The organism is Nitrosomonas sp. H1_AOB3 (genome assembly GCF_015709435.1).
Classification (GTDB): domain Bacteria; phylum Pseudomonadota; class Gammaproteobacteria; order Burkholderiales; family Nitrosomonadaceae; genus Nitrosomonas; species Nitrosomonas europaea.
This window is the reverse complement of the sequence record NZ_CP054389.1, coordinates 1,782,369-1,795,404: the sequence shown is the minus strand read 5'-3', so window position 1 is coordinate 1,795,404 and position 13,036 is coordinate 1,782,369. Positions and strand designations below refer to the sequence as shown.

10 protein-coding genes are annotated in these 13,036 nt (G+C 52.2%); 3 read left to right on the top strand and 7 right to left on the bottom strand.

Features of this window, described 5'->3' with window-relative positions:
• Positions 1 to 63: 63 nt before the first annotated feature.
• Together HRU73_RS08465 and glgC are read right to left on the bottom strand one after the other, a co-directional pair.
• Entirely contained in the window at positions 64 to 1,785 is a 1,722-nt protein-coding gene (locus HRU73_RS08465) for a glycoside hydrolase family 57 protein (RefSeq protein ID WP_011112547.1), read from the bottom strand.
• A 66-nt stretch (positions 1,786 to 1,851) separates the two neighbouring features.
• Positions 1,852 to 3,153, bottom strand: a complete 1,302-nt coding sequence (gene glgC / locus HRU73_RS08460) for a glucose-1-phosphate adenylyltransferase (protein ID WP_287398405.1) — start codon at positions 3,151 to 3,153, stop codon at positions 1,852 to 1,854.
• Positions 3,154 to 3,269: 116 nt separating this feature from the next.
• On the opposite strand from glgC, the gene glgB reads away from it, so the two are divergent.
• From glgB to HRU73_RS08445, 3 genes are all read left to right on the top strand, one after another.
• Positions 3,270 to 5,474: a 1,4-alpha-glucan branching protein GlgB gene (gene glgB / locus HRU73_RS08455; protein WP_287398404.1), complete on the top strand. Its 2,205-nt coding sequence runs from the start codon at positions 3,270 to 3,272 to the stop codon at positions 5,472 to 5,474.
• Positions 5,475 to 5,846: 372 nt separating this feature from the next.
• The gene (locus HRU73_RS08450) at positions 5,847 to 6,650 is read left to right on the top strand and encodes an NF038132 family protein (protein ID WP_287398403.1); all 804 of its coding nucleotides are present in this window, start codon (positions 5,847 to 5,849) and stop codon (positions 6,648 to 6,650) included.
• A 300-nt stretch (positions 6,651 to 6,950) separates the two neighbouring features.
• A complete protein-coding gene (locus HRU73_RS08445; RefSeq protein WP_287398401.1) occupies positions 6,951 to 7,199 on the top strand; it encodes a type II toxin-antitoxin system Phd/YefM family antitoxin in 249 nt (82 codons plus the stop codon).
• A 129-nt stretch (positions 7,200 to 7,328) separates the two neighbouring features.
• Here the strand turns inward: HRU73_RS08445 and HRU73_RS08440 are convergent, their stop codons facing one another.
• From HRU73_RS08440 to HRU73_RS08420, 5 genes are all read right to left on the bottom strand, one after another.
• Complete coding sequence (locus HRU73_RS08440; protein WP_287398400.1) at positions 7,329 to 9,281, bottom strand: nitric oxide reductase activation protein NorD; 1,953 nt, start codon at positions 9,279 to 9,281, stop codon at positions 7,329 to 7,331.
• A 5-nt stretch (positions 9,282 to 9,286) separates the two neighbouring features.
• Positions 9,287 to 10,069 (bottom strand): CbbQ/NirQ/NorQ/GpvN family protein, encoded by a 783-nt coding sequence (locus tag HRU73_RS08435; RefSeq protein ID WP_287398399.1) that lies wholly within the window; start codon positions 10,067 to 10,069, stop codon positions 9,287 to 9,289.
• 49 nt (positions 10,070 to 10,118) lie between these two features.
• Positions 10,119 to 11,465 carry a cbb3-type cytochrome c oxidase subunit I gene (locus HRU73_RS08430; protein ID WP_011112530.1) on the bottom strand — a complete coding sequence of 449 codons (1,347 nt, stop codon included), beginning with the start codon at positions 11,463 to 11,465 and terminating at the stop codon, positions 10,119 to 10,121.
• A 36-nt stretch (positions 11,466 to 11,501) separates the two neighbouring features.
• Positions 11,502 to 11,954, bottom strand: coding sequence for a c-type cytochrome (locus HRU73_RS08425; RefSeq protein WP_011112529.1), 453 nt, complete (start codon positions 11,952 to 11,954; stop codon positions 11,502 to 11,504).
• Between the two features lie 169 nt (positions 11,955 to 12,123).
• Positions 12,124 to 12,990: a DUF2569 domain-containing protein gene (locus HRU73_RS08420; protein WP_287398398.1), complete on the bottom strand. Its 867-nt coding sequence runs from the start codon at positions 12,988 to 12,990 to the stop codon at positions 12,124 to 12,126.
• Between the last annotated feature and the right edge of the window lie 46 nt (positions 12,991 to 13,036).

The following is a 13,036-nucleotide window of genomic DNA, read 5'->3' as shown; positions in this document are numbered from 1 at the left end:
TCCTGCAGGTCAAGTGTTTATCGGCTATTTCATAGTGTCTGTACCAGGTTCTATGTATCTGGATCAGGAAGCGGCATGTCGCATCGCGCCACTTTCGCCGGTTGATGTTCCCCCCCGGCTGATGGGTTCGAGTATGGTGACCGGAGCAGGGATTTTCAGCAGGCGATAAAGGTTGGCGAGATTTCGGCGGAAAGCGAAATCAAAGCTTTCCACTGAATGCGGTGAATTGTAATCACCGAACCACCAGAACCAGTCTGAACTTTCACATGAAGCGAGCTGTTTTCCGGCTGCTGTCTTTTCTTCGTCCGTCAGACGCGGACCCTGCATGACGAGATCATAACTGTGTTTGGCGGCACATAACAGTTCCCAGGCAAGATTTTTATCGTGATCACCAATCCAGGTGGAAAAGCTGCCATATACCCAGCTTCCGGCGGTAAGCGCTGGTAAACGGGTTACTTTAACCTTGCTCTCAGACAGTCCGGCACTATATTCTCGGAAGGTTGTGGTACGGATATCAGGGCTTTTCTCCAGCATTTCGTACAGATCGTTCAGGAAGTAGTAGCCATTGTAGGGATAGGATTCCCAGGCATTTTCACCATCCAGAATCACACTGACGACCGGGGCGGGATTGTTATGGATCTCGTTGCGAATCTGTTTGAGCCGTTGCATGAAATTTTCGGCAGCATCATGCCCAAACCATTTGGAGTATTCGAATCCGATCATGTCGGATAACTGATCATCCCGGTAAAAGCACAGAATACTGCTGTTTCCGGTTTCAAACCGGTATGGACGGTAAAGATATTCGTTACGGGCCGGCAAAGGTTGATCAGGATGGGATTTGCGCAAGCTGTTGGCCAGAACGCCTTCACCGCTGGCACACCACTGACGGCCGTGCTCGATCAGGATGTCGAGCAATGGCTCCGATACGGCTCCTTCGGCTGGCCATACGCCAGCAGGATCGCTGCCAAACCGTCTCCGATGGCTGTCGATGGCGGATTGCAAATGGAATGCCACTCGCTTGCGTCCGCCCGGATAGACGGGACTGGTGGGCAGCATGGCTTCAGGCAGGCTGTCCCGCGCGGAAGTGAAATCGATCAGCAGGGGTGCAAGCGGATGATAGTGTGGTGTGGTGGAAAGCTCGATCTGGCCGGATTCCGCCAGTTTGCGGTAGCGCGGAATGATATTCTGAATGAGCTTGCCAATGAGATGAAACAGCAGCATCCGGTCACCATGGCTGAACAGTTTGCCCTGCGACATGAGGTTGACGACGCATTCATTTTCCCGGCGCACACTTTCGCCTGTCCATGCGAGGTGATACCACACCAGCAGATCGGCCAGATACTGGCCGGAGATGTACATGAGTTCCTTGTCGCCCATTTTCAACAGATGATCATACAGATCACGCAGATACTGATAGGACGGATAGGGCCTGAGCATGGTGTCATGATTGTTCAGGAAGCAGCTGTTCAGGATCAGCCGGCGCTCAGCAGGAGAAATCCGGTCGAGATCAGGTACCGCGAGCAGGCGCAGTAACGGGTCACGAATCGTACCGTGCGTAAATTGGTCAGCATAGTCTTCCAGCTGATCCAGCAGGACAGGAACGAAATTCACGACCAGCCTGATATTCGGATGCTTTTCAAGATGATGCGCCATGTCGGTATAGTCCTTGATGGCATGCAGATAGACCCACGGCAGCATGTATTCACCGGTTTTATAGTCCCGGTAATCCGGCTGGTGCATGTGCCAGAGCAGAACGAGATCAAGTGTGGAAGAACGGCTGGTCATCGTGTATCAGTTCATGTATATAAAGTTGCTGATAGTCATCCCGGTTTTACGGCCGGACTGGAAAATTCAGCGGATGTAGTGGATGCCCTGTCCCAGCATTTCCGGCGTAATCAGCGTAATCCCGTCATCCGTGACATAAAAATGTTTCCTGTCTTCATCAGGATTGAAACCGACTTTAAGGCCTTCTGGTATCTGGCATTCCTTCTCCACCACTACCCGTTTGAGGTAGGCGTGTCGGTCGATGCTGACATTGGGGAGGATGACCGAATCTTCGATAGTGCTGTAGCCACGTATCTGAACATTGGAAAACAGCAGGGAGCGGCGTACTGTTGCACCACTGATGATGCACCCGCCGGATACCATTGAATCCAGCGCCTGACCACGACGATCATCATCGTCGAACACAAATTTGGCGGGTGGCAGTTGCTCCTGATGAGTCCAGATCGGCCAGTCTTCATCGTACAGATTCAGATCCGGCGTGATAGTCGTGAGATCGATATTGGCTTTCCAGTAAGCATCCACTGTTCCCACATCACGCCAGTAAGGCACACCTGAAGCCATATTGACACAACTGTTCTGGAAGCGGTGTGCGTATACCCGGGCATTACTTGCCACCAGACGGGGTATCACATCTTTGCCGAAATCGTGTGAGGACTGATCCATATCGTGATCCTGGATCAGTTGCTCGTACAGAAATTTTGCATTGAAGACATAAATGCCCATACTGATCAGAGCATAACCAGGCTTTCCGGGAATCGGAGCCGGATGTTCAGGTTTCTCGGCGAAGCTGGTGGTACGCCAGCTGTCATCTACTGCCATAACACCAAATGCGCTGGCATCTTCCACCGGAACTTCCAGGCAGGCAATCGTCAGATCTGCCTGTCTCTCGACGTGTTCGGCCAGTATCCGGCCGTAATCCATTTTATAGATGTGATCACCGCCGAGGATCAGCACATAACCGGGATTATGCGTGCGGAGAATGTCGAGATTCTGGAAGACCGCATCAGCCGTGCCCTGGTACCAGGTTCCTTCTTCTGTACGCTGCTGTGCAGGTAACAGCTCGATGAATTCCTGGAACCGGCCATCGAGAAAACTCCAGCCGCGCTGGATATGGCGTATCAGGCTCTGTGCCTTGTATTGAGTGACCACACCAATGCGCCGGACTCCCGAGTTGACGCAATTGGACAGCGTGAAATCGATGATGCGGAATTTACCGCCGAACGGAACGGCCGGTTTTGCACGCCAGTCCGTCAGGTTTTTCAGACGTGTTCCCCGACCACCTGCCAGAATCAGTGCAAGTGTATTGCGGGTAAGTGTACTGACGAAACGCGGATTATCATTCGTCTGGACAGCTGGTTGAACTTTCATGGTCTCCTCGCTGATTTGCAGTGTTTTAAAAAACCGCATACCCTGTTGGTCATCTTACTTGATCCGAATAACCATTACCAGCCACCATTACCAGCCATTATGGCAAATCCATATCAATGAAATCCTTATCTTCTTCATCCCCGGGTTCGTCGGAGGATTCTGCACAATCATTACTGCTGACCGCCAGGCTGTACGATCCCTGTTCTTTCCTGGGAATGCACGCTGCTCCAAATGGCAGGCTGATCAGGGTGTTTCAGCCTTATATGTCACGTGTATGGCTGCACACTTTGTCGGGCTATCAGCCAATGCGAAGCGTACATCAGGACGGGATCTTCGAATGGGAGGGGGAAGGGGTCATGCACCCCTATCTGCTGCGTATGGAAAATACGGCAACCGGGGTGATCGAAGAACGGCATGATCCCTATGCCTTCCCCATGCAGATTTCAGGCCACGACTTGTATCTGTTCAATGAAGGGCGCCTGCTTCAGGCTTATCATATGCTGGGTGCTCACCGGGTCAGGAATCATGGTGTCACCGGCACACGTTTTGCCGTATGGGCACCGAATGCCGAACGGGTCAGCGTCGTTGGAGATTTCAATCGCTGGGATGGCAGGGTATATCCCATGATGGTGCATGGCCACAGCGGGGTATGGGAGCTGTTCATTCCGGATTTACCCGAGGGAGCGATATATAAATATGAAATCCGCAATCGGATCAGCGGTGAGATCCTGCTCAAGACCGACCCTTATGCAATGACATATGAACTGCGCCCCAATAATGCCGCACTGACTCCGATCGAGCAGAAATACGACTGGAAGGATGACGATTGGATAGCCCGGCGCAAAGGCTGGGACTGGCTGCATGCCCCCCTCAGTATTTATGAACTGCATGTCGGCTCATGGAAGCGCCATCCGGATGGCAGATTCTATTCCTATCATGAACTTGCCGATCATCTGATTCCTTATCTGCAGGACATGGGGTATTCCCATGTCGAATTGCTGCCGATATCGGAGCATCCGCTGGATGAATCATGGGGGTATCAGGCCACCGGCTATTTTGCGGTAACAAGCCGTTATGGCAGTCCGGAAGCATTCATGAGCTTCGTGGATAGATGTCATCAGGCCGGGATTGGCGTGATCCTCGACTGGGTTCCCGCACATTTTCCGCAGGACAGTTTTTCACTGGCACGGTTTGACGGCACCGCCCTGTATGAGCATGAAGACCCGCGGCTAGGCTACCACCACGACTGGGGAACATATATCTTCAATTATGGCCGCAACGAGGTGAAATCCTTTCTGCTCTCCAGCGCCCATTACTGGCTGTCTGCTTTTCATATCGATGGTTTACGTGTGGATGCCGTGGCTTCCATGCTTTACCTAAATTACTCACGCAAGGAAGGAGAATGGCTGCCAAACCGCTATGGCGGACATGAAAATCTGGAAGCGATCGAGTTTCTGCGGGCACTGAATACCATGGTGCACGGGGAATTTCCGGGTGCGCTGACATTCGCCGAGGAATCCACTTCCTGGCCGGCGGTATCCCGCCCGGCCTACCTTGGCGGATTGGGCTTCTCCATGAAATGGAACATGGGCTGGATGAATGATACGCTGAGTTATATGCAGCATGACCCGGTGCATCGGCGCTATCACCACAACGAGCTGACGTTCAACCAGCTCTATGCCTACACCGAAAATTTCGTGCTGCCGCTTTCGCATGATGAAGTGGTGCATGGCAAGAAGTCCATGCTGGACAAGATGCCGGGCGATGGCTGGCAGAAATTTGCCAATCTGCGCCTGCTGTTTACCTATCAGATGACCTGCCCGGGCAAGAAAATCAACTTCATGGGAAATGAACTCGGCCAGGGACATGAATGGCGCGTGGGTCATGAACTCGACTGGTACCTGCTGGAACGTGATCCGCATCGCGGCATACAGGCGCTGACGCGCGATCTGAATCACCTTTATCTGAATACACCGGCGCTGCATGAACTGGATTTCTTTGCCGAAGGTTTTTCCTGGATCGATTGCCATGACGTGGAGCAATCGGTCATCAGCTACCAGCGCCGCGCCAGGGATGGATCATTTGTGCTGGTAGTGCTCAACTTTACCCCGATACTGCGTACCGGTTACCGTGTCGGCATCCCGGGATCGAGTGCTTACCAGGAAGTGTTCAACAGTGATTCAATTTATTACGACGGCAGTAATGCCGGAAATGCCGGAAAAATCAGCCCGACCGGGCAACCCTGGTCCGGCCAGCCTGATTCCATCATCATTACACTGCCTCCTTTGGCAGGTGTCATTCTGAAAACGGCAGATGACTGAGTACTTTGCCTGAGTATTCCGTTTGTCCACCACCCAACCGATAACCCGGCAAAAAAGACGATCTGATATGATTTTTGTCGGAATTTTTTACATTCCTTCTTTTCTGTTCATTCGTCTTTGAAATCCCACATCATTTTTCTCGTTCTTGTGAAAAAGAACAGAAAAGTTCGTTGAAAATCCCGTAAAAAATTCAAAAGAAGTTTGCAGAGCACCAAAAGTGTGTCGACAATTTTTACATGACATGACATGACATGACATGACATTGCCATTATTTCGTCTTTTATTGTTGTTATTCAATTAGTTATTGTTATGGCATGAAATTTGCTTATTAATGAATGACAATTTTGTCAATAATTCAGAGGGGAAGAAGTTATGAAAAATAGGAGTTGGGTGGCCATTGGTTTGACGGGTGCTATAGCAGTGTTGTCACTAGGTGGTAATGCAGTAGCAGCTCCACTGCCGGACAGCTGGACATGTGTTGGTAATTGCGGAACGAATACCGCGGTTGATGGTGTGGTAACGCTGGCGCCAGGTTTTAATTCTTATCAGTGGATTTCAACAAATAATGGCCCTAGTGGTGCTGGCGCATTACCAGTCGGTCCGACTGGCCAGGAAACCAACGGTTCTGCAGCACACACGGGGACGTTTTCTGTAAATGCAGGTGATACGTTAAATTTTTATTTCAATTACATTACTTCTGATGGAGCTCAGTATACAGAATATGCATGGGCCGGTTTATATCAGGACTCAAGCACATTTGATTCCTATCTGTTTACCGCGCGAACGACTCCTTCTGGCGATACCGTACCGGGATTCAGCCTGCCGGGCTTGGGTGATGGCGTGACACTTATACCTAACACGACTGAAATTATTTCCGGTGGCCCAGCATTCTCACCGCTCGGCAGCTCCTCGGGTACCTGCTATTCGACGGGGTGTGGCTACACTGACTGGGTCCAGATGAGCTATACATTTACCACAGCTGGAATCTACTCACTCGGATTTGGTGTTACTAATGCGCTGGATAACGCTTTTGATTCTGCCTTTGCGATCGCTGGCGTATCGATTAACGATGTGCCTATCGACGATAATAATACCGTACCTGAACCAGTGACACTGGCGTTGTTTGGTATCGGCCTCGTTGGATTGAGTGCATCGCGGCGCAAGCGCATGGGTTGATAAATAAGCTTTTGTTCTGGCGAGGGTGCAGCAGCCAACCGAATTGGTGCAAGCTGCTGCACCCTGTCTCACATTGTTTACTGCCTATAAATTGCCTTGCCGGATTGCTTCATCCTTCCTTCCAGGGTTTGCGATGACGATCGGAGCCAAATGAGGTTTCGCGGAACCGGGTATGTTCAATCTGTATGCGTGAGACTTTTCAGGTGGGGGATGAAGGTTCAGTGGATTCATTCGTTCCGATTTGCCAAAGTATATTAGCCAGACCAGATTAATACTCTTATTGGATTTGAGGAGTTCACAATGCAGTTTGTCAATATGCTGGAGGCAAAATCTTCCTTGTCCCGTTTGATAGAAGCTATCGAACAGGGGCGAGAGCGTGAAATTATCATCGTTCGTAATGGTCGTTCGGTTGCCCGCCTGGTTGAAATTCAAGAAACATTTTTCGGCCAGCGTATCGGTATCGCCAAAGGCAAGTTTGAGGTACCAGATAATATTGATGTGTGTAATGAAGAAATTGCACAGCTATTTACGGGGGAAGTGGCGCCTTGAGCCTGCTGCCGGATAAGCATTTAGCGGGCTGCAATCATTCTGGATTGCTTCATGCCTGTGGCATTCGCAAAGACGGTAAGGGTGATGGGTTTGATCACTTCTTAAGGTGATCTGGGAAGCAGATGGCAGTCAGCCGGTTAACTGCCGGTAGAGTGCCGGGACGATTTCGATGAGCCGTTCCGGCCGGTTGATGATGGCGTAGCCGCCACGACCGAACAGATACGGAAAATAGTCCTTCGCTTCACGATCGATCGTGATACCAAACAGTTTCAATCCCAGTCGCCGGGCTTCCATGACGGCCTGACGAGTATCTTCGATACCGTAACGTCCTTCGTAGTGATCCAGATCGTTCGGTTTGCCATCGCTCAGCAGCAGGAGCAGACGATGGCGTTCCGGCCGCTGCGCAAGCAACTGGCTGGTATGGCGTAATGCTGCCCCTATCCGGGTGTAGTACCCCGGCCGTAAAGCGGCAATCCGTCGCAGTGTGCGGCTGCTGAAAGGGGAATTGAAATCCTTGATGGTGGTCAGCTTTACAAAATGGCGCTTGCGGGAAGTAAAGGCATGAATCGAGAAAGTATCCCGGCACGCGGCAATTCCCGTCGCCAGTGCGACCAGTGTTTCTTTCTCGATATCCAGTATGCGCCGATTGTTGATCCAGCTGTCGGTGGATAGAGAGACATCCACCAGAATCATCACCGCCAGATTCCGCGTCTGCTGCCGTACAGCGAGATACAGTCGATCGGAACCTTTGCCGCTGGCAGTCTGATCAGCGCGGGCACGTACCAGTGCATCCAGATCCAGTTCTGCGCCATCGAGCTGCCGGGGCAGAATTTCTTTGTCGGGGCGGAGTGCCTCGAATTGTCGTCTAACCCGACGAAACTGCTGCCGAGCGCGGTCATCGGGCTCCCATTGTTCTCCGGTTTCGCTGGCAGTCTGGCACCATATCTGGCAATGGGCGGCATGATACTGCTTGCGCCGATAATCCCATTCCGGGTAGGTCAGTTGCGCCAGCAGACTGGCCGGGTCGGTATCTTCCGGTGATAGATCGAGATCGAATTTCAATACGGTGGAAGCGCTGCGCGGATGAGAGGTGATCGCCAGTTCCTCCATCGATTCGGCCGCATTTCTGGCATCCGTTTCATCATCATCTTCTACTGCCCGGTTGACATTTACCATTTCCGACCAGGTGATCAGTTTCTCGAAACGATTCAGCAGCAGGGGATCATCGCGTTCGCTCTGATCGAATCTTCCGCGTCTGGCTTTTCTGCGGCGTTTGTCTTCCTCCTGGCGGGCAGATCGATCTACGTGGTCTGTATTGGTATCTGCAGGCATTGTCTGATGAGCATCTTGCTGCGATGAATTCGGCTGGACTACTCCCCATAACGGTACGGGCAGGAACGGGTGGTACCCTTTATCCGCCCGCAGATCATTGAAATCGGGTTCGGGTTGCTGGATACGGGCAAGCAGATTCGCTCCTGCCGGATCGATGCACGGTTGCCCGAGCAGTGCGAGAACAGCTGTTTCCATCACCTGTTCCTGTGGCGGCAGGGAACGATGCGGGCGCGATTGCAGCACATGGGCACACAGTGTGTGGTAAGTGCTTTCCAGTCCCGGATAGCGTTTACAAACGTGGAGGCTGATCCGGTCAGCGTAATGCAGGAAAACGAGATCTGCCTGCAGCGGATCATCCGGGAATGATGCTGGCATGGATTCCGGCGCTGATGCAAAGAAAGCGGCCAGCCAGAAGTAGCATTGCCGGTTCAATGATGCCTCCGGAAAGAGGCTGATCGAGGCTGGCAACATCAGCCGTTCCCGATCGAGCATTGCCAGCGGCAGTTTCTCCACATCCCCGCCCAGGCGCTGTTTCAGATTTCTGCGGTGGGGTGTCGTCTGCGGCATTCCGGCAACCAGTGGCAGGCCATGATGACCCCCCATGCCATGAAAGAACGTGCATAACGAGGTATGGATGGATTCGAGTGAAACAACTGCTGACGGATATTCGGGGTAGCTATTCGCGGCCTGCCCGACCAGCCGGTGCCAGAAACGGCCGATTTGCTCTTCCAGTTCCAGCCATTGCCACATGATACTCAGCCGAAAGTAGCACGGATCAGTTCGAGCAATCCCTGTTGTACTTCCGTTTCATCACTCAGCGGTTCGACCAGTGCAGCCTGGGCCGCCTGATAGGGATCCAGCCCGGCAGCCATCAGTGTTGCGCAGTAAACCAGCAGGCGGGTGGAAACACTTTCTTCCAGATCGACATCTTTCAGCAACCGTAATCGGGTGGCCAGATTGACCAGCGCAGTGCAGCGATCCCTGGCCAGGCCGCTTTCACTGGCAATGATTTCCAGCTCGATTTCCGGTGGAGGAAAATTAAAGGAGAGTGCGACAAAACGCTGTCGCGTGCTGGGCTTGAGCGATTTGAGAATGTTCTGGTAGCCCGGGTTATAGGAAACCACCAGCATGAAAGTATCCGGTGCGTGCAGGATTTCATTGGTACGTTCCAGCGGCAGCATGCGCCGGTCATCGGTCAGCGGATGCAGCACGACTGTCACGTCCTTGCGTGCTTCCACGATTTCATCCAGATAACAGATACCGCCTTCGCGGATAGCGCGGGTCAGCGGCCCGTCCACCCATACCGTTTCTCCTCCCTTGATCAGGAAACGCCCGGTCAGATCGGCTGCGGTAAGGTCATCATGGCAGGAAACGGTAAACAGCGGTCGTTGCAGCCGGGCGGCCATGTGAGTGACGAAGCGTGTTTTTCCGCAACCGGTCGGCCCTTTCAGCAGCAGCGGTAGCCGGCGCTGCCAGGCGGTTTCGAACAGCTCGCATTCATTGCCGACCGGTACATAGAAAGGGATCTCCGGCGTCACAGGAACATTCCCGGAATGACCGGAAAACCGGGAAATGTTCGCGGATGCCTCATCTGGCAGCAGGCTGCATGTTCGGTGACGATGACACTTGTTTCGTGGTCGGCCCCAGTGTCGCATACAGATACATCAGTGCTCCTACGAGAAACGCGACGCCTGCCAGCAATCGCATCCAGTAGAACAGATCCAGCTGCTGCTGAATTTCCATGAACCCCATACCGACCACCCGCTGCAAATGGGTTTGCAGTACACCGGCAAAGGTCAGTGTGAAGGTCATGAAAGCCATGGCGGCTGTCATTACCCAGAAACTCCACATGTTCAGAATCTGGTTATACGGCTGCGCATTGCGCAACTGGGGCAGTGCGTAGGTAAAGAAAGCCAGATTGAGCATGACATAGGCGCCGTAGAACGCCATGTGCCCGTGAGCGGCGGTGATTTGTGTGCCGTGGCTGTAAAAATTGACCTGTGAGAAGCTGTGCAGCAGGCCCCATACCCCCGCACCAAAAAAAGCCATGACCGGGCAGCCAAGGCTCCAGAGCATTGCTGCCTTGTTGGGATGATTGCGCCCGCTGCGGTACACCATGTGAAAGCACCAGAGCACCATGGCGAAGAAGGGCAGCACTTCCAGGACCGAGAATATACTGCCGATCCACTGCCAGTAACCGGGCGTGCCAATCCAGTAGTAGTGGTGGCCGGTACCCAGCAATCCGCTGAAAAGCGCCAGCCCGACGATGACGTACAGCCATTTTTCGATCACTTCACGATCCACACCGGTCATTTTGATCAGCAGAAAGGCGAGCATGGATGCCATGATCAGTTCCCATACCCCTTCCACCCAGATATGGACCACGTACCACCAGTACATTTTGTCGAGGGCAAGATTGCCGGGATTGTAAAAAGCAAACAAGAACATCAGTGCTGCTCCCCACATACCGAGCAGCAGAATGGTCGTCACTACTGTTTTACGTCCCTTCAGCACCGTCATGGAGACGTTGTAGAGAAACAGCAGAAATGCGACTACCAGCAATATTTTTATCCATAAAGGCTGTTCCAGGAATTCCCGGCCTTCGTGTACACCTGCCAGGTAACTCACCACGGCAGCCAGTGCAGCGAAGACGAAGATGAATAACTGCAGCCAGGCAACTTTGGGGCTGTGGATATCGCGCTCGCTTTCTTCGGGAATCAGGAAATAAGCCGCACCGAAATAGCCCAGTAACAACCATACCAGCAGGGCATTGGTATGGATCATTCTGATGATATGGAACGGCAGGCTTTCCGACAGGAAATTGGGCATGGCATACACGCTGCCGGCCAGTACGCCGGCCAGCACCTGAACCATGAATAACAGCAGCGCCGCGATGAAATACGGGTAAGCAAGCTTCTGGGTTGAATATTTCATGAATGTTCTCCTTTGGATGGGGGATGTTCAGTGAGATCAGCCTGCTGTGTTGGGTGGCCATCCTTGCGTATCGATACGGCTCGTCCACTCAAAAAAGTCGATCAGATCATCGAGTTCCTGCTCGCTCAGATTGAACTGAGGCATCTGGCGCCGTCCGGGTACACGGGTCGGCTGAGCCCGCATCCATGCTTTCAGGCCCATTCTTGCGCCTTCCGCGTGATCGCGCCCGCCATAACGTACCCACACATTCCCCAGCTCCGGTGCGAAATAGGCGCCCTCACCCAGCAGTGAGTGGCAGTTGATGCAGGCATTACGCTCCCACACGTGTTTTCCCCGGGTGACGGATTCAGTCAGAGTCGTTTCATCAGTTGAAGTGTTGACGATATACAGATGGGTATGGACAGAGAGCGCAATGAAAAGCACTATAAAGAAAGCCGTTCCCCCGTAAAAGATATTACGGGCGGCGGATTTGGTAAGTCTTTCGCTCATTACTCTCTCTCCTTGTTCAGATATTTCAGATAGTTACGGAATACGATCGAAGCCCGGCACTTCCAGCAGAGCTAGGTGTAGCCGTTTTTTTATATTGTTTTTGCATATCTTGTCCGATGGATCGCCGGTACACAAGAGATATTTGATGCGTAAAGCGAAAATTCGGGAATCAATGGAGAAACGTCGATTTTACCCGTTTCGACATCAGCATGTACGGAGCCCAAATCAAGATGGCCCCGATGGGCCGTGATAATTCTCGCAAGGTATCCGCGTCAAATATTGGTGCATCGGGAAGAATATGGTGAACAACTATGGCGTCGATCACGATGAGACACACAGTGGCGATGTGGATCGCGATAAACCAGAAAGGAAAGGCTCTCCGTTTCGAAAAAAACAGAAATGCTATGTAAATCCAGGCCAGGATCAGGGCGCTATTCAATATTATCTCTCCAATCGCAAGCGGTGCCCAAAGCGCATGATAAGCCATACTATCGGGTGATGTGAGCACATCCCATACACCACTGGCAAACATCTCAGCGTAACTTTTATAGGTTCTGGCGGCGATCACAAATGGCGACAGAACGACATTCGAACCTACAAGAATCAGCCATCCGCCCAGACCTTCCAGATTCTTCCCTCCCGCTGCGCCAGGAATATCCGGATGAGGCATCAGCCTGGAGTCGGTTCGCCGTATGTGTATCAGCGCAAAAATATTGAGTGTGAGCGGAACGAGCAGTACCAGCAGCACTGCCAGCAAATTCTTCATCATCGAAGGATCATCCATCAGGATGATCACGATCGATACTACAGTTAGCGCGAAGAACAATCCGTTCAGTGTTGCTGCAACGAGATACCAGCCGCGACGTACCCGAACCACCGATATGCAGTAGGCAACCAGGGGCAGGGTACTTATGCCCGCGCCCATGATTCCGTGGTGAACATTGTCTCCCTCGATTTCGCTGAACAAGGCAATCAAAGCCATGACTGCAACCAGCAGAATAAGAATCACGGACAATATGAATGCGGTTTTCTTCATGAAATGGTTTTCGTAAAAGTATGTCGTAGAAATCTCAAGGCTTCCC